This window comes from Pseudarthrobacter sp. NamE5 (genome assembly GCF_005796225.1).
Classification (GTDB): Bacteria; Actinomycetota; Actinomycetes; order Actinomycetales; family Micrococcaceae; genus Arthrobacter.
Window position 1 is genome coordinate 95,744 of the sequence record NZ_VAHO01000003.1, and the last position, 19,474, is coordinate 115,217.

General features: G+C 62.4%; 17 protein-coding genes. 14 read left to right on the forward strand and 3 right to left on the reverse strand.

Annotation, left to right across the window (positions count from 1 at the left end):
* Nucleotides 1-6: 6 nt before the first annotated feature.
* The 3 genes from FDW84_RS05690 to FDW84_RS05700 all read left to right on the forward strand — a co-directional run bounded on the left by FDW84_RS05690 (nucleotide 7) and on the right by FDW84_RS05700 (nucleotide 3,785).
* Nucleotides 7-969, forward strand: a complete 963-nt coding sequence (locus tag FDW84_RS05690; RefSeq protein ID WP_138607415.1) for a LysR substrate-binding domain-containing protein — start codon at nucleotides 7-9, stop codon at nucleotides 967-969.
* Nucleotides 970-1,122: 153 nt separating this feature from the next.
* A complete protein-coding gene (locus FDW84_RS05695) occupies nucleotides 1,123-2,841 on the forward strand; it encodes a thiamine pyrophosphate-binding protein (protein ID WP_138607417.1) in 1,719 nt (572 codons plus the stop codon).
* Between the two features lie 68 nt (nucleotides 2,842-2,909).
* Nucleotides 2,910-3,785: a PaaX family transcriptional regulator gene (locus FDW84_RS05700; protein WP_138607419.1), complete on the forward strand. Its 876-nt coding sequence runs from the start codon at nucleotides 2,910-2,912 to the stop codon at nucleotides 3,783-3,785.
* Between the two features lie 61 nt (nucleotides 3,786-3,846).
* On the opposite strand, the gene FDW84_RS05705 is transcribed toward FDW84_RS05700, so the two are convergent.
* Nucleotides 3,847-4,245: a RidA family protein gene (locus FDW84_RS05705; RefSeq protein ID WP_138607421.1), complete on the reverse strand. Its 399-nt coding sequence runs from the start codon at nucleotides 4,243-4,245 to the stop codon at nucleotides 3,847-3,849.
* 136 nt (nucleotides 4,246-4,381) lie between these two features.
* On the opposite strand from FDW84_RS05705, the gene FDW84_RS05710 reads away from it, so the two are divergent.
* The 7 genes from FDW84_RS05710 to FDW84_RS05740 all read left to right on the forward strand — a co-directional run bounded on the left by FDW84_RS05710 (nucleotide 4,382) and on the right by FDW84_RS05740 (nucleotide 13,012).
* Nucleotides 4,382-5,233: a fumarylacetoacetate hydrolase family protein gene (locus FDW84_RS05710; RefSeq protein WP_138607422.1), complete on the forward strand. Its 852-nt coding sequence runs from the start codon at nucleotides 4,382-4,384 to the stop codon at nucleotides 5,231-5,233.
* A gap of 5 nt (nucleotides 5,234-5,238) precedes the next feature.
* Entirely contained in the window at nucleotides 5,239-5,721 is a 483-nt protein-coding gene (locus FDW84_RS05715) for a cupin domain-containing protein (RefSeq protein ID WP_138607425.1), read from the forward strand.
* A 4-nt stretch (nucleotides 5,722-5,725) separates the two neighbouring features.
* Nucleotides 5,726-6,598, forward strand: coding sequence for an acyl-CoA thioesterase (locus FDW84_RS05720; protein WP_138607427.1), 873 nt, complete (start codon nucleotides 5,726-5,728; stop codon nucleotides 6,596-6,598).
* 52 nt (nucleotides 6,599-6,650) lie between these two features.
* On the forward strand, nucleotides 6,651-8,309 hold the full coding sequence (locus FDW84_RS05725) for an AMP-binding protein (protein WP_138607429.1): 1,659 nt from the start codon (nucleotides 6,651-6,653) through the stop codon (nucleotides 8,307-8,309).
* A 14-nt stretch (nucleotides 8,310-8,323) separates the two neighbouring features.
* Entirely contained in the window at nucleotides 8,324-10,714 is a 2,391-nt protein-coding gene (locus tag FDW84_RS05730; protein ID WP_138607431.1) for a bifunctional salicylyl-CoA 5-hydroxylase/oxidoreductase, read from the forward strand.
* Between the two features lie 2 nt (nucleotides 10,715-10,716).
* A complete protein-coding gene (locus FDW84_RS05735) occupies nucleotides 10,717-12,090 on the forward strand; it encodes an MFS transporter (protein ID WP_138607433.1) in 1,374 nt (457 codons plus the stop codon).
* 349 nt (nucleotides 12,091-12,439) lie between these two features.
* Nucleotides 12,440-13,012: an adenylate kinase gene (locus FDW84_RS05740; protein ID WP_171046688.1), complete on the forward strand. Its 573-nt coding sequence runs from the start codon at nucleotides 12,440-12,442 to the stop codon at nucleotides 13,010-13,012.
* Between the two features lie 267 nt (nucleotides 13,013-13,279).
* On the opposite strand, the gene FDW84_RS05745 is transcribed toward FDW84_RS05740, so the two are convergent.
* Both FDW84_RS05745 and FDW84_RS05750 read right to left on the reverse strand, forming a co-directional pair.
* A complete protein-coding gene (locus FDW84_RS05745) occupies nucleotides 13,280-13,705 on the reverse strand; it encodes an acyl-CoA thioesterase (RefSeq protein ID WP_240721400.1) in 426 nt (141 codons plus the stop codon).
* 906 nt (nucleotides 13,706-14,611) lie between these two features.
* A complete protein-coding gene (locus FDW84_RS05750; protein ID WP_138607437.1) occupies nucleotides 14,612-15,691 on the reverse strand; it encodes a LacI family DNA-binding transcriptional regulator in 1,080 nt (359 codons plus the stop codon).
* A gap of 194 nt (nucleotides 15,692-15,885) precedes the next feature.
* Between FDW84_RS05750 and FDW84_RS05755 the strand changes: the two genes are divergently transcribed.
* From FDW84_RS05755 to FDW84_RS05770, 4 genes are all read left to right on the forward strand, one after another.
* Complete coding sequence (locus tag FDW84_RS05755) at nucleotides 15,886-16,719, forward strand: ABC transporter substrate-binding protein (protein ID WP_138607762.1); 834 nt, start codon at nucleotides 15,886-15,888, stop codon at nucleotides 16,717-16,719.
* Between the two features lie 107 nt (nucleotides 16,720-16,826).
* Nucleotides 16,827-17,615 carry an amino acid ABC transporter permease gene (locus FDW84_RS05760; RefSeq protein ID WP_138607439.1) on the forward strand — a complete coding sequence of 263 codons (789 nt, stop codon included), beginning with the start codon at nucleotides 16,827-16,829 and terminating at the stop codon, nucleotides 17,613-17,615.
* Entirely contained in the window at nucleotides 17,612-18,394 is a 783-nt protein-coding gene (locus FDW84_RS05765; protein ID WP_138607441.1) for an amino acid ABC transporter ATP-binding protein, read from the forward strand. The genes FDW84_RS05760 and FDW84_RS05765 overlap by 4 nt, the downstream gene beginning before the upstream one ends.
* Nucleotides 18,394-19,452 (forward strand): Gfo/Idh/MocA family protein, encoded by a 1,059-nt coding sequence (locus FDW84_RS05770; protein ID WP_138607443.1) that lies wholly within the window; start codon nucleotides 18,394-18,396, stop codon nucleotides 19,450-19,452. Before FDW84_RS05765 ends, FDW84_RS05770 begins: the two co-directional genes overlap by 1 nt.
* Nucleotides 19,453-19,474 lie beyond the last annotated feature (22 nt).

Sequence of the window (19,474 nt, forward strand, 5' to 3'; positions counted from 1 at the left end):
GAAGAGATGGACCTGCGGGCGCTGCTGACCACCCACCTGAAGCTGCGTCACCTTGTGATCGTGCTTGCGATTGCAGAACAAGGGAGCCTAGTCCGGGCTGCGGAAGAACTGTATTTGACACAGCCGGCTTTGAGCCGGGCCCTGCGGGAAGCGGAGCAAGCGGTCGGAGCGCCCCTGTTTGAGCGAACCGGACGCCGCATGGTACCCACACCGGCTGGGCAGGCCTGCCTCGAGCATGCCAAGGCGATTGTGGGTCATGTGGCTACCTTGCGGCGCCGGGTGGATGAGCTCGCAGACCCGGAAGCGGGTGTAGTGCGGGTAGGCGCGCATGTTACCGGCGCCAACCTACTGCTGCCACGGGCGGTAGCTCGGTTCACAGCTGAAAGGCCCCGGGTGGAAGTCCTGCTCCGGGAGGCTCCGCCGGAAGCCCTTATACAGGAGCTGGGCAACGGCGATCTGGACCTGCTGGTGGGCCGGGTTACCGATCATCCGAGTACGTCCCGGCTGCAGCTTGTCCCTTTATACCGGGAGGAATTCCGGATTGTTGCCGCACCCGGCCACCCCGTGCATGCCCTCCCGGAGGCCTCACTTAGGGATCTCGTCGGGCATCCCTGGGTAGTGCCGCTGGCGAATACCCCGCTGCGTGACGAACTCGAGGAGAACTTCCACGCCGTCGGCCTTACCCCGCCGGTTCAGCGGGTGGAATCCGGAACTCCTGCCACCTTGCGCGCCCTCGTGGCCGAGGCAGGATTCCTTGCCCTGATGCCGGAGTCCATGGCAGTTGTGGAGCCGGGCCTGCAGATGCTCGAGCTGCACCTCGCCGGACTTGCCCAGCAGGTTGGCATCCTGCTCCCAGCGGACAGGCCACTGGCCCCGAACGCTGCAATGTTTGCCGAGAAACTGCGGGAGGTGGGGGAGCAGATCCGGCGCGACCTCCTCGACACCAGCCCGGCCGCCACTTCACTCTGATTGCACCGTGGTCTGAACGCCCGTCAACACATCTGTTTCAAATGCTTGACGCTCGTAAATTTTCCGCGATAGTATCCCAATGGGCGGAATCCTGCGTGCGCCAACGACGCTGCCGGGTGCCGCTTCCGCACTGTCCCCAAAGGAGAAGAGACAATGACTGTTATTACCAGTGGGTTCGAAGGCAGTGACGTGGTTGCGCCGGATGTTCCGCCCGCCCTGGTGGCCGGCAATGTCAGTGAACTGGTCGGCTACACTCTTGCCCGGCTCGGTGTTGGCCACATTTTCGGCGTGGTGGGCAGCGGGAATTTCGTGGTCACCAATGCATTGCGCCGGGCCGGCGTGCCCTATACGGCAGCCCGGCATGAAGGCGGTGCTGCCACCATGGCCGATGCCTACGGGCGGATGTCCGGCAGGGTGGGGGTCGTTTCCACCCATCAGGGCTGCGGGCTTACTAATGCGGTGACGGGTATCGGCGAAGCTGCCAAGAGCCGTACGCCCATGATCGTCGTGACGGCTGATACGGCCGCTTCCGCGGTGGGTTCCAACTTCAGGATCGATCAGGACGCACTGGCACGCAGCGTGGGAGCGGTGGCCGAGCGTATCCACTCCCCGCAAAGCGCCGTAGCTGACACGGTCCGGGCCTACCGGACGGCCGTTAACGAGCGCAGGACGGTTGTACTGTCCTTGCCTACTGATGTCCAGGCGGTGCCGGCACCGGAGGGCATTGCGGAGCCGCTACCGGTGCTGCCGGCTCAGCGGTTCGCACCCACGGATGCGGCTGTTGAGGAGCTGGCCGGGCTTATCCGGAATGCCCGGCGGCCGGTTTTTGTCGCCGGCCGTGGCGGACGCCGCGCGGGACCAGAAATCGCCGCCCTGGCCGAGGCGGCGGGGGCGCTCGTGGCCACCTCCGCCGTCGCACACGGCCTTTTTCAAGGTGACCCCTTCAACCTGGGTATTTCCGGCGGCTTTTCCTCGCCGTTCACCGCGGCAACCATTTCCAACGCCGATCTGATCATCGGTTGGGGTTGTGCACTGAACATGTGGACCATGCGCCATGGTTCGCTGATCGGGCCCACAGCGAAGGTGGCTCAAGTGGACCTTGAGGACCGCGCCCTTGGCGCCAACCGTCCCATCGACCTGGGCGTGCTGGGCGACAGCGCAGAAACGGCAGCTGCCGTGCTTGCCAGGCTGAGGTCATCCCAGCACAGCGCGGTGGGCCTGCGAACCCCGGAAATGGCACGAGAGATTGCCGGACATGCCCGCTGGAATACGGAACTGACAGAAGACCTGTCCACCTCCGAGGTCATAGACCCCCGCGTGCTCAGCCGGGAACTTGACCGAATCCTGCCGGCCGAGAGGATCGTGTCCATCGATTCCGGGAACTTCATGGGCTATCCCAGTGCATACCTTTCCGTTCCTGACGAATTTGGATTCTGCTTCACCCAGGCCTTTCAGTCGATTGGTCTCGGCTTGTACACCGCCATCGGGGCAGCAAAGGCCCGGCCCGACCGCCTGCCAGTCCTGGGAGCCGGCGACGGCGGCTTCCTCATGGCGATCTCGGAACTGGAGACATTGGTGCGGGAGCGAATCCCCCTTGTTGCCATCGTCTACAACGACTCCGCGTACGGCGCCGAAGTGCACCACTTCGAAGCCGACGACCAGGATCTGGAAGTTGTGCGGTTCCCGCAGGTGGATATCGCCGCGATCGCCCGTGGATATGGCGCGGCCGCGCTTACTGTCCGCTCTGTTGGCGACCTTGACGGGGTCAAGGAGTGGCTGGCAGGGCCACGCAACGCACCGCTGGTCGTCGATGCCCGCATCGCTTCCGACGGCGGGGCCTGGTGGCTGGCGGAAGCGTTCAAGGGGCACTAAGTGGAGCGCCTCGTCTTTCAAATATGCTTGGAAGGACTGTGACCCTGACAGAATCGAGACCCGATCGCATGCTCGCTGCGCCTGTTCCTTCCCTGCCCCAGCAGCAGCTCATCCTGACGATTTACGGTCTCTACGGACGCCGAGGAGGCGGCCAGCTCCCCATTTCCGTGCTGATCCAGATGCTTGGCGAGCTGGGCCACGATGCACCCGGAGTCCGCTCGGCCGTCTCCCGGCTTAAGGCCAAGGGAGTACTGACGAGCGTCAAGAACGGGGGAGTGGCCCGGTACGAGCTCTCCGAGCGTTCACTAAAGCTTGTCAATGAGGGTGACGAGCGAATCTTCGCCCCCCACCGGGCAGCCACCGGAGCACCCTGGGTCCTGGCCATCTTTTCCGTACCCGAGTCCAAGCGGGACCGCCGCCACCAGCTGCGCACCGAGCTGACCAGGCTGGGCTTTGGTTCCATGGGGGCCGGGGTCTGGATCGCACCTTCCGGAGTACGGGAAGGGGCCAGGCAGCGCCTCGAATCCCGGGGGCTCGACAAGTATGTCGAGTTCTTTACCGGCGACTACGCGTCCGAGTCAGATATGCGGGCGAAGGTGGCCCAATGGTGGGACCTCGCGGCACTGGAGTCGCAGATCTCTGAGTTCATGGACACCTACGGCAGCTCGCTCGAAGACTGGACTGCCTTGGTTGGCGATGACCCCGAAAAGGCGTTAGCCGCTTCCTCGGAGGATCTTCGCCGAAACGCGTTCCGCTACTACGTCCCCATGCTGACCCTGTGGCGGCGCCTGCCCTACCGCGACCCCGGGTTGCCCCTTGAGTACCTCCCGCCCGGCTGGCAGGGACCCGAGGCGCGCCGGATCTTCTTCAGTGTGCACCGCCTGATCGCTCCGATGGCTGAGATATACGCCCTGTCCCTGGTGGAGCAAGCGGAAGCAGCCTAGCAACCCAAAAAGGGATCCGGCCGGCCAATTGGCCAGCCGGATCCTCTTTTACTTTCCAGGCTCAGCGTTCGCTGATGACGGCAATGGCCTGAATCTCGATCAACGCCTCTTCCTGCCATAGGCGGGTGACGCCGATACCCGCCATAGCCGGATACTGCGAATTTGCCATCTCCCGCCAGATCCGGCCAATTTCACGGCCGTTGGCCATATAGTCCTCCACATCCGTGAGGAAGATGGTCACGTTGACAAGATCTTCGGGCTGGCCGCCGGCCTCGCGCAGAGTGGTGAGGACGTTGGAGAACGCCTGCGTGAACTGCTCGACGATGCCACCAGGAACGATCTTCATATTCTTGTCCAAGGCCGTCTGGCCACCCAGAAACACCATGTTCCCAGCCAGCATCCCGTGTGCAAATCCTGATGGTTTGGGCAGTGATTCCGGGTTGATTGTCCTGTGGCCCATGCTGTTCCTCCTGGTAGATCGCTTCGGGAAAAAGTTCAGGAAAGGCTCTGTGCAGATCATTTCCGCCGTGCTACCTTGAGCATATGTGACGATCGTAAAAAAGTCGACACATTGATTCTCGAAGGGACGGAAACCCATGAAACTCGCCACCTTGCGTACGGCCGGGCAAGGCACGACGGCGGCAATCGCCACCGGTGCCGGCGCTTACCTTGCCCTTCCTGCCCTCGATGTCGGGGAACTGCTGGCACGCCCGGACTGGCGGGAGCTGGCTCTGGAAGCCGCCGACGCCGCTGGCCGCACTCTTCTTGAGGCCGGCGACATCGAGTACGCCCCCCTTCTTCCCCGAGCAGGCAAGGTCATCTGCTGCGGCCTGAATTACGCGGACCACATCCAGGAAATGGGCAGGGAACTTCCCCAGTACCCCACGCTTTTCGCCAAGTATGCAGACACCTTGGTCGGGGCGAATGACACCATCGAAGTCCGGGGCAGCGACCGCGTTGACTGGGAAGCGGAGCTGGCGGTCGTCGTCGGTTCCGAGCTCTTCCGTGCGGACGTGGAGCAGGCCGGTGCGGCCATAGCTGGCTACACCGTCGCCAATGACGTCTCCATGCGCGACTGGCAAAACCGGACACTGCAGTGGTTCCAGGGCAAAGCCTTTGACGCCACCACCCCTGTAGGTCCCGTCCTCGTTACACCCGACGAGGTTGGCGGAACCTTCGACGTTGTTGGCTACGTCAACGGCGACGTCGTCCAAAAGGGCAACACCGGCACCCTGGTGTTCGGCCCTGCCAAGCTCCTTTCCTACATCTCCCAATTCACCATCCTGCGCCCTGGCGACCTCGTCCTGACAGGCACGCCCGGGGGAGTGGGCATGGGCATGACACCGCCCCGTTTCCTGAACGACGGCGACGTGCTCACCACCGAAATAACCGGGATCGGACGCCTTGAAAACGTCGTCCGCATCAGTCCAACATCAACCAAGGAGTGACCACAATGAACCAGACAGCTACCGAATACCGCCTCGAAGGCGACAACTCCATCTATGCCCAGGCCGACGGCAAGGTAGTCCCCGTGGTCACCCGGGCAGGGCATGAGGACACCAACACCGCCCAGTCCGGGGACTGCATCCGCGTCTCGGGCGTCAGCATCCAACACACCCCGGCCACCAGGATCTGGTTCGGACAGGTATCCAACACCCCCGGCTACCGCTCCCTTCCCCACCACCACGGAGAAGCTGAAACGGGCGGGTACGTGCTGCGCGGCCAGGGGCGCATCTACTTCGGGGAGAACTACCAGGAATTCCTCGACATGAAGGCCGGCGACTGGGTCTTCGTCCCACCGTTCATGCCCCACGTGGAGGCAAACATGTCCGTCACCGAGGAACTCGTCTGGCTCACGGCACGCACGCCGGAAAACCTGGTGGTCAACCTCGACGACGTGGCCGACGAAACCCTCGCCGGCTACCGCAGGGCCTGACCGCATGATCACCGGAACCCTCACATCCGAGACCTTCCTGCGGGCAGTCGAGCTCACACCCGCCCCGGCAGAGGTCTACGACGAAGCGTATGAGGCAACAACCCAGTACGTGCCTTGGCCCAAGGCCTACGGCGGGGACATGGTGGCCCAGGCTGCTGCGGCAATGATGCGCTCAGTCAACGAAGACAGGGCGCTGCACTCCATGCACAGCTATTTCATGCGGCCCGTCGACGTCGGGGCAACTGTCCGCTACGAAGTGGAACGGCTGCGTGACGGCCGCGGATACTCCACCCGGACCGTCCGCGGATTCCAGAACGGCAAGGCCGTCTACGCCGCAATGGGATCATTCCAAGTACCCGAGAACGGCCCTGACTACCAGCCCGAGGCTCCCGCCGCCGTCGACCCTGCCTCCCTGCGCAGCGCAGCGGAGGCGCTGGAGGAAGCCGAAGGCCCTGCGGCCGATTACTGGTCCACCGGCCGCAGCTTCGACATGCGGCACGTACCGGGGCCGGTCTACATCAAGCTGGAGGGCGAGCCCATGCCCCAGCAGGCGATCTGGGTCAAGGCCTTCGACGCCTTGCCCGACGAGGCCAACCTCCACCGCGCCGCGCTGGCCTACGTCTGCGACTACACCATCCTGGAACCGCTTCTCAGGGTCAATGGGCTTCACTGGTCCAGCCTCGGACTTACCACCGCAAGCCTCGACCACTCCATGTGGTTCCACCGCGAGGGCCGCGCCGACGAATGGATCCTGTACGCCCAGGAGGCCGTGTCCAGCCAGAGCAACAGGGGCCTGGCAATGGGCCGCTTCTTCGACCGGCAGGGAAGGCTCCTTGCCACAGTCGCCCAAGAGGGCATGATCCGCCCCGGCGCCTGACCCCTCCCACACAAGCATCAGCTTCACCGACGCATCACTGAAAGGAACGGCCATGAGCATGACGCCATCGGCCCACGTGGACACGTTCACCCGCGACCACCTGCCGCCCGCCAACACCTGGCCGGCGCTCGAATTTACCCTCCCCGAACTTCAATACCCCGAACGGCTCAACGCCGCGGCTGTGCTCATCGACAATGCCGTCGCCGAGCACGGTCCGGACCGCCCCGCCCTGCGGACCCCCGACGGGAGGGCGTGGTCCTACGGTGAGCTGCAGCAGCGCGCCAACCAGGTGGCCCAAGTCCTCACTGATGACCTGGGTGTCGTGCCCGGAAACCGTGTGCTGCTCCGCGGGCCCAACAACCCCTGGCTCGTAGCTGCCTGGCTGGGGGTGCTTAAGGCGGGCGCAGTGGTGGTAACCACCATGCCGATGCTGCGCTCCAGCGAGATCGCAACGCTGATCCACCTCACCAAGCCCGTGGTCGCCATCTCCGACCATCGGTGCCTTGACGAACTCAAGGAAGCAGCACCTGACGCCCTAACAGTTCTGGCATACGGAGGGGCCGACAACGGGGACCTCACCACCCGATGCGCAAAAAAGAGCGGAAAATTCACCGTCGTCGACACAGCTGCCGACGACGTCGCACTGCTCGGCCCCACTTCCGGCACCACCGGGAAACCCAAAGTGACCATGCACTTCCACCGGGACGTCCTGGCCAACGCGGACACCTTCGCCCGGCACATCCTGCAGCCCACCGCCGAAGACGTCTTTGCCGGGTCACCGCCTCTGGCTTTCACCTTTGGGCTGGGCGGTCTTGTGGTTTTCCCGCTGCGGTTTGGCGCCTCGTCACTGCTCACAGAAAAAGCCGGGCCGGTGGAACTTGCCCAATATGCGGCCAAAGCAGGAGCAACCGTTCTCTTCACCGCTCCCACCGCCTACCGGGCCATCCTCAAAGAAAACCGCGGGGATCTTCTTCGCGGCCTCCGCGTTGCCGTATCAGCGGGTGAGCACCTGTCCAAGGAAACCTGGGTGGCTGTCCGGGAGGCAACCGGGCTCCGGCTGGTGAACGGCATCGGTGCCACCGAAATGCTCCACGTTTTCATCTCCGCTGCGGGTGACGACATCCGGCCAGGGACCACTGGCCGGGCAGTCCCTGGATACAGGGCAACCATCCTCGGCGAGGACGGGAACGACCTTGGACCCGGGCACACTGGACGGCTGGCAGTCATCGGTCCCACCGGATGCCGCTACCTCGACGATCCGCGCCAGTCGAAATACGTCGTACACGGCTGGAACGTCACCGGCGATACGTTCTCCATGGACGAGGACGGCTACTTCACCTACCAGGCACGGTCGGACGACATGATCGTCTCCTCCGGTTACAACATCGGCGCACCCGAGGTTGAAGCCGCCATTGAGCAGCACCCTGACGTGGTGGAGAACGCTGTCATCGGCCGTTCCGATCCCGAGCGCGGCACCGTAGTCTGCGCGTTCGTGGTGCTTCGCGACGGCGTCGTCGGAGACGCTGCAAAGCGCAAGGAAATCCAGGACTTCGTGAAAGCGACCATTGCGCCCTACAAGTACCCTCGCGACATCCGCTTCGTCGCTGAACTTCCCCGCAACCCCAGCGGCAAGCTCCAGCATTTCAAACTCCGCGACAGCATCGCGGACGAAACCCAACAACTTACCGCCGCCGGCCAGAGCCAGGCATAAAAGGAGCAAGACCAATGAAAATCGCCATCGTTGGAGGCGGCCCCGGAGGCCTGTACTTCGCAGCCCTGATGAAGCAACTCGACTCGTCCCACCAGATCACCCTCTGGGAACGCAACGCAGCAAACGACACCTTCGGGTTCGGCGTCGTCTTCTCGGATGAAACACTCGGCGGAATCGGCAACGCGGACCCCGTCGTGGCTGACTACATGAGCCGCCGCTTTGCCCGCTGGTCCGACGTCGACGTCCACTTTGGCGGGCAGATGATCAGCGTGGGCGGCCAGGGATTCGCAGCCATGAGCCGCAAGGAACTGCTGGAGCTGCTGCAGCGCCGGTGCATCGAACTCGACGTTGACGTCCGCTTCAGCACCCTCGCCCCTGCGATCGAGGAACTCGAAGCAAACCACGACCTGGTGCTGGCCGCCGATGGTGTGAACTCCCAGATTCGCGCCAAGTACGCCGAGGCTTTTGGCCCTGACCTGGATCCGCGCACCAACAAGTACATGTGGCTCGGTACGGACCAGGTGTTCGAAGCCTTCAAGTTCTTCGTGAAGGAAACCGAGTGGGGCGTCATGCAGATCCACGGCTACCCCTACTCGGACGAAGGCTCCACCTTCATCGTCGAGATGCACGAAGATGTGTGGCATGCCGCAGGGTTCAATGAGACCGCCGATGAGGTGTTTCCCCCCGGCGTCTCCGATGAGAAAGCCATCACCAAAATCCGATCCATCTTTGCCGAGGAGCTGGCCGGCTACGAGGTGCTGTCCAACAACTCAAAGTGGCTGAACTTCAACACCGTCCGTAACCGCAGTTGGCGCAAGGACAACGTGGTGCTGCTGGGAGACGCCGCCCACACCGCGCACTTCTCCATCGGCTCCGGCACCAAGCTGGCCATGGAGGACGCCCTCGCCTTGGCTGCATGCCTCCACGAACATCAGGACCTGGAATCAGCACTCTCTGCGTACGAGACCGAACGCCGCCCCGTTGTCGAATCCACCCAGCGCGCCGCCCAGGCGTCCTTGGAATGGTTCGAACGGATCGGCCAGTACAAAGACCAGGACGCCACCCAGTTCGCCTTCAACCTGCTGACCCGCAGTCGACGCATCACACAGGAAAACCTGCGCCTGCGTGACCCGGAATTCGCCGACGCCGTGGAACGGCATTTCGCACAGTCCCAGGGGCTTACCCAGACCGCGCCGGCCATGTTCCAGCCCTTCCGCATCGGGGAACTGGAATTAAAGAACCGCGTTGTGGTCTCTCCCATGGACATGTACTCCGCCGTTGACGGTATCCCCGGCGACTTCCACAAAGTCCACCTCGGCTCCAAGGCCCTCGGCGGCGCCGGCCTGGTGATGACCGAAATGGTCTGCGTCTCCGAAGCAGGCCGCATCACCCCGGGATGCACCGGACTCTACACAGACTCCCAGCGGGACAGCTGGAAGGAAATTGTGGACTTCGTCCACAGCCAGTCCACCGCCAAGATCGGCGCCCAGATCGGCCATTCCGGGCGCAAGGGATCCACCAAGCTCATGTGGGAGGGCATCGACGAACCTCTGGAGACTGGTAATTGGCAGGCGGTTGGCCCGTCTGCGGTCGCCTACGGCCCCCGAAACCAGGTCCCCCTGGAGCTGGACCGCGCCGGGATGGACGCAATCAAAGAGGAATTCGTCGCCGCCACGCTGCGGGCCCAGGAAGCAGGTTTCGACCTGCTTGAAGTTCACGCCGCCCACGGCTACCTGCTGTCCTCGTTCCTTTCGCCAGTTTCCAACCGGCGGACCGACGATTACGGCGGCAGCCTGGAGAACCGGCTCCGGTTCCCCCTGGAGGTGTTCGACGCCGTCCGTGCGGCCTGGCCTGCCAGCAAGCCGGTGACGGTGCGAATCTCCGCCACGGACTGGATCGACGGCGGCAACACCTCCGACGATTCAGTGGAAATCGCCCGAGCTTTCGTTGCGCATGGCGCAGCGGGCCTGGACGTGTCCACCGGCCAGGTAGCCAAGGAGGAACAGCCGGCCTTCGGCCGCAGCTACCAAACGCCGTTTGCAGACCGCATCCGCCACGAAGTGGCCGCCCCGGCAGGCGTGGCCGTCATCGCCGTCGGCGCCATCTCCACCTACGACGACGTCAACTCGATCCTCCTCGCCGGCCGCGCCGACCTCATCGCGCTGGGCCGCACCCACCTGTACGACCCCCAATGGACCCTGCACGCCGCCGCAGAACAGGAATACCAAGGACCCGGCGCACAGTGGATTTCGCAGTTCCGGGCCGGCCGGCGCAAACCGCCGAGCTCCCGCACTGACGCAGTACGTCCCCGCCTCTCCCTGCTGAAGGAACCGGATACGGAAGCCACCACACCACATCTCCGCTGGACCCCCGCGTCCGCCGCTGCACCGGTCCTGGTGAAGTAGCCATGGCCGCCGCACAGGTTACCACTTGGAGCGTGCCCAAGCGCAGCACCGGCCTTGTTCTGTTCTGCTGCTGGCTTGCCATCCTCGCGGAGGGCTACGACGTCGGTGTCCTCGGCGCCGTCCTGCCTGCGCTGGCCGAGTACAAGGAATGGAACCTAAGTCCGCTCGCCCTGGGTGGTCTTGGCTCCTACGCTTTGGCTGGGATGCTGATCGGCGCGCTGTTCATCGGCACGCTCAGCGACCTCGTTGGCCGCAAGAAGATGCTGCTGGCCTCGATGGCCATCTTCACCCTGACCCAGGCAGGCGCAGCATGGGCTCCCACCCCTGAACTGTTTGGCCTGTTCCGCCTGATAGGCGGGCTGGGCATGGGCGGTGTCATCCCCGTGGCAGCGGCGTTGACCATCGAATACTCAGCCCCGAACAAGCGCTCCTTCAACTACGGACTCATGTACTCCGGCTACTCGCTGGGCATCGTGGCTGCGGCCCTCGCCGCCTTGTTCGTCCTTCCCCTTGGCGGCTGGCGTGCCGTGATCGCCATCGGTGCCGCACCTGTAGTGCTCCTTCCAATCATCTGGAAGCTTCTCCCCGAATCGCTGGAGTACCTCGAGTCCAAGGGCCGCACGTCCGAAGCGAAAGCGCTGGCGGCGAGGCTTCGGATCACGGACTACGCACCGACGGCAGCGCCTGCACCTGCCATCGCGGGTGCAATGACGGAACCCTGGTGGAGGACCATCACCACCATGTTCTCCCGCAAGTACCTGCGGTCCACAGTCTTTTTCTGGATTTCGCTGTTCTGCGGACTGGTCCTTGTCTACGGACTGAATACCTGGCTGCCGAGTATCATGAAGAAGGCCGGTTACGATCTCGGCTCATCCCTCACCTTCCTGCTGGTCTTCAGCCTCGCTTCCGCCATCGGCGGACTCCTCCTGGGCCGCGCCGCAGACAAGTATGGCAAGAAGCTCATCCTGGTGGTGTTCTACATTCTTGGCGGCTTGGGCATCATGCTGCTGGTCTTCCCGAACACCATGGTGATCAACCTGCTGTTCGTCGCATTCGCCGGCGTTGGTTCTATCTCTACGTCCCTGGTTTTGACCGGCTACATTGCCGACTACTATCCCGCCAAGGTCCGTGGCACTGCCACTGGGTGGGCCTTGAGCTTCGCCAGGTTGGGCGCCATCTCCGGCCCCCTGATCGGGGGCTGGATTGCCGGTTCCAAGCTCCCGTTCGAGGCCAACTTCGCGATCTTCGCCGGAATAGCGGTGCTTGCAGCCGCGGCGGTAGCGCTGATTCCCAAGCCGCAACCTGAGCCGCTGGTCCTTTCGCGTACTGCCGACGGCGATCCGGACGAAGAGGTGGCCGGGGTCGGCGCACGCTAGGAGAATCATGGTTCACAGCGCGATGTGGGGGAGTGCCTTCCCGGAGAGCGTCAGAGCCCGCACGTGCAGTTTCCGAAGGCAAGCGTTGAAAGGACCGTTTTGTGATGGTGTACCGATACTTCGGTACACCATCACAATTCGGGGAGTCTCTTGGAGCTCCGGATGATGCAACTCCTCACCGGCGCATGATGGCCACGTTCAGCGCAGTCATCCACGACGCAGATTCTGGCGGGCAAATCGACTGCACAGCCTGCCCTGACCACTTTGTCAGGGCTGTACTGAGTCTGCCTGGCAGGACCATGTTCTGCAGTACCACTAACAATCTCAAAGGGCTTTTAACATGACCAGAATGTTGATCATTGGACCTCCTGGTTCCGGGAAGGGAATCCAGGCGGAGCGGATTTCTGAGCATCTTGGCATAATTGCCATCTCCACAGGCGCCATCTTCCGTGCCAATGTGAAGGGCCAAACCCCTCTCGGCCTGACAGCCCAGAAGTACCTGGACGTCGGTAACTTCGTTCCTGACAGCGTCACCAACAATATGGTCCGCGACCGCATTAGCGAGGCCGACGCAGAAAGCGGCTTTTTGCTGGACGGCTACCCCCGGACCGTTGCCCAGGTGGACTATCTGGACCTGATCCTCGCCGGAAGCGACCGTAAGCTCGACGTCGTCCTGGAGCTGACGGCCGACAATGACGAGCTCGTTGCCCGTCTGCTTGGTCGGGCGAAGGAAACGGGGCGCTCTGATGACAACGAAGCCGTCATCCGCCACCGCTTGGAGCTCTACAACGAGCAGACCGAAGCCGTTGTCGCAGGGTATGCCCAACGCAACATCCTTACCCAAGTCGATGGCAGTGGCGGCATCGACGATGTCACCGAGCGCGTGCTCTATTCCTTAGGCAGGTTTGCCGGAGTCTCTTAGTACTGTTCCCGCCGGCGATGGCGGCAATCGGCGTCATAACCCCTGGCAGAAGGCTTGACTTCGCGGCTGCCGCGACTCAGGGCAGCTGATTCTGGTCTCGGGACAGAAATTTGCCAACGGCGGAAGTGCCTAATGCGGGAGATCAGCCCCGGTGAAAGCGCTGGCCCGACAGGAGCCAGCACTTTCACGGGTTTCCTTACATTAGGATTTTTTCGAGTCAACGGGTCCTGGATTGCCTGCCTTGGAGTGGGCCTCCGCCCCTGACCGCTAGGGAAGTGCTACGGCTTGGACCACGGCGACCGGCCAGGGCTGAGCTTTGGGCGAGCCAGGCGGTACGTGAGCCACCGTTACTGTTCCGAAAGCGGCCACGCCTCCTGCCAAACCATCGTGCTGATGCCCGTAAACCTCAAAGGCGTAGGTCATGGACGTCCTGCCCAGCTTGGAGATGCCCACCGTCGCCGTAATCCTCTGCCCGAACCACAGCTTGGCCTTGAAGTGGATCTCCTGGTGAACGCGGGGAACACTCGGGAAATAGTCAGGCAGCTTGAGGGTATGAAGGAACAGCTCCGCCTCGGCGGACTCCACCCAGCGCATCACTGCCGAATTGTGCTGGTGCCCGGACGCATCCGTGTCCACCCATTCGACAGTGCGTTCTACGCTGGCACGGGGGCTTGTTCGGGACAAACGATCCACGGCGGACTCCTCTTGGTTTTGGGTTTCTGAAGAAAGCAGCGTCGTGACGTACCAAAACTAACTCTATAGTCTCTATGTCACTCTCTTTACGGTCGTCACGAGAGCAATATAAACTGTAACAAGGTGCACGCATGGCAGACACTACAAGCGACCCCTTCGTTAGGAGACAAAGATGCCTGGTTCACGTCCTGAAGAGACTACGGAAAATGCGCAGGAGCTGCGCATCGGCGCCCTACTTGACGAAGAGTTCCGATTTGTGTTTGGAGGTACGATCCCGGTCAGTACGCCGTGGGTCGGCCTGAACTTTATGTAGGTTAATTCTGCATCCGTGCCGTGGCGTGACACTATCTTCGAGCGAGCTATCCGGCGTCGCGGCAAGCTGTGAGCTAAGCGAGGGCGTTACAAGCGCATTCGGATGAAAGGTTTAGCTGTTACCGCGGAGCTGACGGGTGCCTGGGTTAGGAGAAAACGTGTCTTGCATGTTCCGACGGCATCGTCGCCCATTTTGGACCGCCGACGCTTGCTACCGCCGGTCGCCGTCCTCATATAGCACGCTAAATGGCCACGATCGGCGTCGGCGTCAGAATAGGGCAAAATTCCGTTTTATTGACAGTCACTCATGATGTGCTCAGATCCCACCCTGACAGTCGGAGGGGCAGGAAACTGAGGTGCGCGGTCCACTGAGAATCAGCGAAATATAGCCGAAACGTGGGCTTGATGTTGATCGCTGTGTGCGGGGCTGGCCATGTCGCCTCTTGCGGCTCTACAAGTGCCTGAGTACCAGATGGGAACTACGCCGACAGGCGAATCCTCGCTGGTCAGGCAGCCTCAACGTCAGGGTAGGGTGTGGCTCAATCGGAACAGACTCACGAACTCTGACCTTGCCCAACTTCGGGTGGGCAGGGGCTACGAATTAGACAGCACCTTGGCAGGCCCGACTGAGCCGCGGTGGATCAGTCGTGCCTCAAAGGCCGGCGCGGTGCCGGATGCTTTCCGTCCTTGAATTTGACGGAGCAAAGCATTGGCAGCGGCCACACCCATTTCATAGACGGGTTGGGCAATGACTGTCAGGGGCGGCGTGGTGAGGCGCGTCCATGCGAAGTCGTCATACATCAGGAACGAAACGTCCTCGGGGATCGAGAGTCCAAGGTCCTGAATGGCCCCCAGAACGCTGAGGGCGATCAGGCCATCTGATGCCACCACGACCGTCGCCGGATCCGGCATGCGGAGGAGTTCACGTGTGATCTTTTGGATGGAGTCTGCATCGCCGGCGTTGAGCCGCACCAGATCGTGGGGAAACGCCAGTCCCTTGTCCGAGAATGCCCGAAACATGCCGTCCAAACGCTCGGAAATTTGTGAAGAATCCACCTGAGTCTCAGCCTTGAACGGTGAGTCAGACTTCAAGGTGGAGATGAAGGCAATTCTGCGGTGGCCGGAGTCCAGTAGGTGCACCGTGGACTCGTAGGAGATGCCAGCCGTGTTAACAGCGACGGTTTCTGCTGCGAGTCCGTTGGCCGCTCGATCAAGCAGGACCAAAGGCCGTCCCGACTCGTAAACGCTTTGTAAGTGTTCTGTTTCGGTCGACGACGCAGGAGCCACTATCAGGCCGTCCACCCGCTTATCCAGCAGAATCTGCACGGCGTCCACTTCCGCGGCTTGTTCCTCGTCGGTGTTCACCAGGATGACGTTGTAGCCGCTCTTTTTGGCGGTGTCGGTGATGCCTCTGGTGGCGAGACCGAAGTGCGGGTTTTCAATGTCACCAACCACCACGCCTATCGTGTGTGATTTTCCGGTGTTCATGCTGCGGGCGAGTTCATTGGGGCGGTAGGAAAGTTCCTCGGCGGCGGCTAGGACACGCTCACGGACATCGTCGCTCACGGCCCCGTAATTACCCAGCGCCCGCGCAGCCTGTGCCTTGGAGACATTCGCTGCCTTGGCCACGTCGGCGACCGTGACATCCCGACGTCTGGAATTGTTGCTGCTCATTTGTGCCTTTCGGAAGGGGCCTTGACGGCCCATGTGGCTTGAGTTACATTTTTACCAACCCCCATGTGAGCCCGGTCTCAACCCTAGCGCTTGAGACCGGACTCAGCAACCAAAAATCAACATGGGCCAATGCCCTTTCTGCTTCCACGATTGGAAAAACCTTGAGCACACGATTCAACTTCCGCCCGGCGGTTATGGTGGCGGCCGCAGTTGCGGCACTCCTGGCGCTGTCGGGCTGCGGGGGGTCAACTCCCGCCCAGTCCTCAGCCGATAACCCGTACGGGCTGATCCAGCCGGGCACTGTCCGGGTCGCCAGCCTGGGCGATTCGAAGCCCTACACCTTCACGGACGCGCAGGGTAACTTTACTGGTTTCGATGTTGAGCTTTTCAAGGACGTAGCGAAGCGGGCTGGAGTGGACAACGTCGTCTTCACGGGCCAGGACTTCTCCGCGATCCTGCCCGCGGTAGCCAACGGGCAGTTCGACGTCGGCGTGGCCGCCATCGGAATCACCGAAAAGCGCAAGGAAACCGTGGAGTTTTCCAACGGCTACCTCGCCGGGTACCTGACCGTCCTGACCACCAAGGACGCCGGCATCAAGGACGCCAACGGCCTGTCCGGCAAACGGCTTGGCGTGGTGCAGGGAACTCTGCAGGAAGCCTACGCGGTGAAGAACTTCGCCACCGCGAACCTGGTCCGGTTCCCGGACAATAACTCAGCAATCGCAGCTGTCAACAGCGGCTCAGCTGACGCCCACTTCCTCGATTACGAAGCGGCCAAGGATTACACGGAGCAGCACGGCCTGGTCAGCGTAGCAGACATTCCATCCTTCGATGCGCCGGCAGGCTTCGCCGTTGCCAAGGACAAGACCGCTTTCAAGGAGGCCCTGAACAAGGCCCTGGCAGAAGCCATGGAAGACGGCACCTGGAAGACCCTGTACCAGAAGTGGTTCCCGGGATCACCAATGCCTGAGCAGTATCTGCCCAAAGCCGAGCGGACGGCAACACCGGCACCCTCGGCAAGCGAGTAAGCCCCTTCACGAACAAAGCCGGACACCAGCCGGCTGAAACATAACCGGGCGGACCGCCTTTCGCGGTCCGCCCGGGATTCATAAGCCAACTACGTCTGAGAGCAACCATGGACTGGTTCAACACCATCATCCGCACCTTTTTCGACTTCAAGGCGATGGCCGAAGTCCTCCCGCAACTCCTCGGAGTCGGGCTCGTCAATACGCTGATCATCTCTATCGCGGCAACTATTCTCGGCGTGGTCCTGGGCATGGTGATTGCCGTGATGGGCATCTCGCCCTCCAAATGGCTTCGCGTACCGGCACGGATTTACACCGATCTGTTTCGAGGCCTTCCCGCGATCCTGACCATCCTGCTGATCGGTCAGGGGTTTGCACGATTCAGCCAGTCGGTCTTCGGGCCCTCACCCTATCCGTTGGGCATCATTGCCCTGAGCCTGATCGCAAGCGCCTACATCGGCGAAATCTTCCGCGCCGGGATCCAAAGTGTCGACAAGGGCCAAGGCGAGGCTTGCCGTGCCCTGGGCATGAGCTACGCCAAGTCCATGGCCCTGGTAGTGATCCCGCAAGGCATCCGCCGCGTACTGCCCGCTCTGGTGAACCAGTTCATCGCCATCGTCAAGGACTCCTCGCTCGTTTACTTCCTGGGCCTGTTGGTCAGCGAGCGGGAACTGTTCCGCGTAGGCCAGGATGCCGCCGTTCTCTCGGGTAATCTCTCGCCACTGGTGGCGGCGGGCATCTTCTACCTGATCATCACGGTTCCCCTGACCCACTTGGTCAATTACTTCGACGCCAGGTTCCGCACCGGCCGGCGCCGCCCCGCACCGCCGACCAGCGGTTTGAAGGAAGTCAATGAACTCGATGCGGCCTCGCCGCTGATCACCGGGAGCAACACATGAGCCTCGCCAACAACACCTCAAGCACGGCCTCAGCCGCAGACATCGAGACTTTCCACGGTTCCAGCCTGGAATTGAAGAACCTGACGATGGCCTACGGGGACATCGAAGTCCTCCGCAACGTCAACCTCACCGTGGCGCCGGGCACGACCACCTGCATCATCGGGCCTTCAGGTTCAGGCAAGTCCACCCTCCTCCGGGGAGTCAACCGCCTGCATGAACCCAAGAGCGGAGACGTGCTTTTGGCAGGAGAAAGCGCGCTGAAGGTCAACCCCGACATCCTGCGTGCCCGTATCGGCATGGTGTTCCAGCACTTTAACCTCTTCCCGGACCATACCGCCTTGGAGAACGTGGCCCTGGCCCTGTGGAGTGTGAAGGGCATGCCCAAGGCAGCGGCACGCGAACGCGCCCGCCGCCGTCTTGCCGAAGTTGGGCTGGCCGAACGGGCAGACCATCGTCCACGGGATCTTTCCGGCGGCCAGCAGCAGCGCGTGGCCATCGCCCGCGCCCTCGCCATGGAACCTGAGGTCATGCTCTTCGACGAAGCCACCAGCGCTTTGGACCCGGAACTGGTCAAAGGCGTCCTGAACCTCATGGCAGGACTGGGACGCCGCGGAATGACCATGCTCGTCGTCACCCACGAAATGGGCTTCGCCCGCAAGGTGGCGGACCAGGTCGTCTTCATGGACGAAGGCGAAGTCGTCGAAGCCGGCACCCCCTCGGAGATATTCGACAACCCCAAGAGCGAACGCCTCCAACGGTTCCTTTCGGAAGTACTGTGATGCGGGAAGTTGCAGCCTCACCCATACGGACAGCAGTCGTGGGATTCGGCATTTCCGGCAAAGTCTTCCACGCCCCGCTCATCGCAGCGGATCCTGGCTACTCGCTGGACCTCATCGTCACAGCTGATCCAGACCGGGCTGCGGAGGCGGCCAGGCTTTACCCCCAAGCCCGGATCGTTCCAACCCCGGATGACATGTTCGCCCTCTCCGGCGGTCTTGACCTGGTAATCCTTGGAACTCCGCCGCTCACCCATTTCGACCTTGCCTCCACGGCCATGGCGCACGGGCTCCATGTGGTCGTGGACAAGCCGTTCGTTACCACATCGGCTCATGGCGAAGGCCTCATTTCCCAGGCGGCCGAAGCCGGAGTCCAGCTCACGGTCTTTCAAAACCGACGGTGGGACGCAGATTTCCTGACGCTCAAAAAGTTGTTGCGGGAACGCGCCCTGGGCGAGGTCCGCAGCTTCGAGTCCCGCTTCGAATGGTGGCGGCCGGAAGGCTTCGGGAATTGGCGCGACACCGCTTCTTTGGCGGAAGGCGGCGGGATCCTCCACGACCTCGGCGCCCACCTGATCGACCAGGCGATCCAGCTGTTTGGACCGGTCGAAGAGTGTTACGGGGAGACGGCAAACCACGGCCCGCATCAGAACGGAGCTGACACGGAGGCCTTCGTGTCACTGCTTCATAAATCCGGTGTCCGGTCCAGGCTGTGGATGAACGGCATGGCAGCGCAGGTCGGCCCACGCTTCCACGTCCTGGGTTCCCGGGCCGGCTACACCAAATCGGGCCTGGATAGCCAGGAACCTGCCCTGGCAGCGGGTATTTCCCCGTTGGACTCTTCGTATGGTGTTGAGCCCCAGGACGCTTGGGGGGTCCTGGGGATCGACGGTTCCACGACGAGCGTTCCCGCTAAAACCGGGGCCTACCCCCAGTTCTACGCAGAACTGGGGGCCGCCCTTCGCGGTGAAGGCCCCTTGCCGGTCGACCCGGCCGAGTCCCTTGAAGTCCTTCGAACCATTGAAAAAAGTCATGCGTTCGCCTGGCTGAAACAGAACTGAGCAGCCCAGGTGCAGTGCCCTC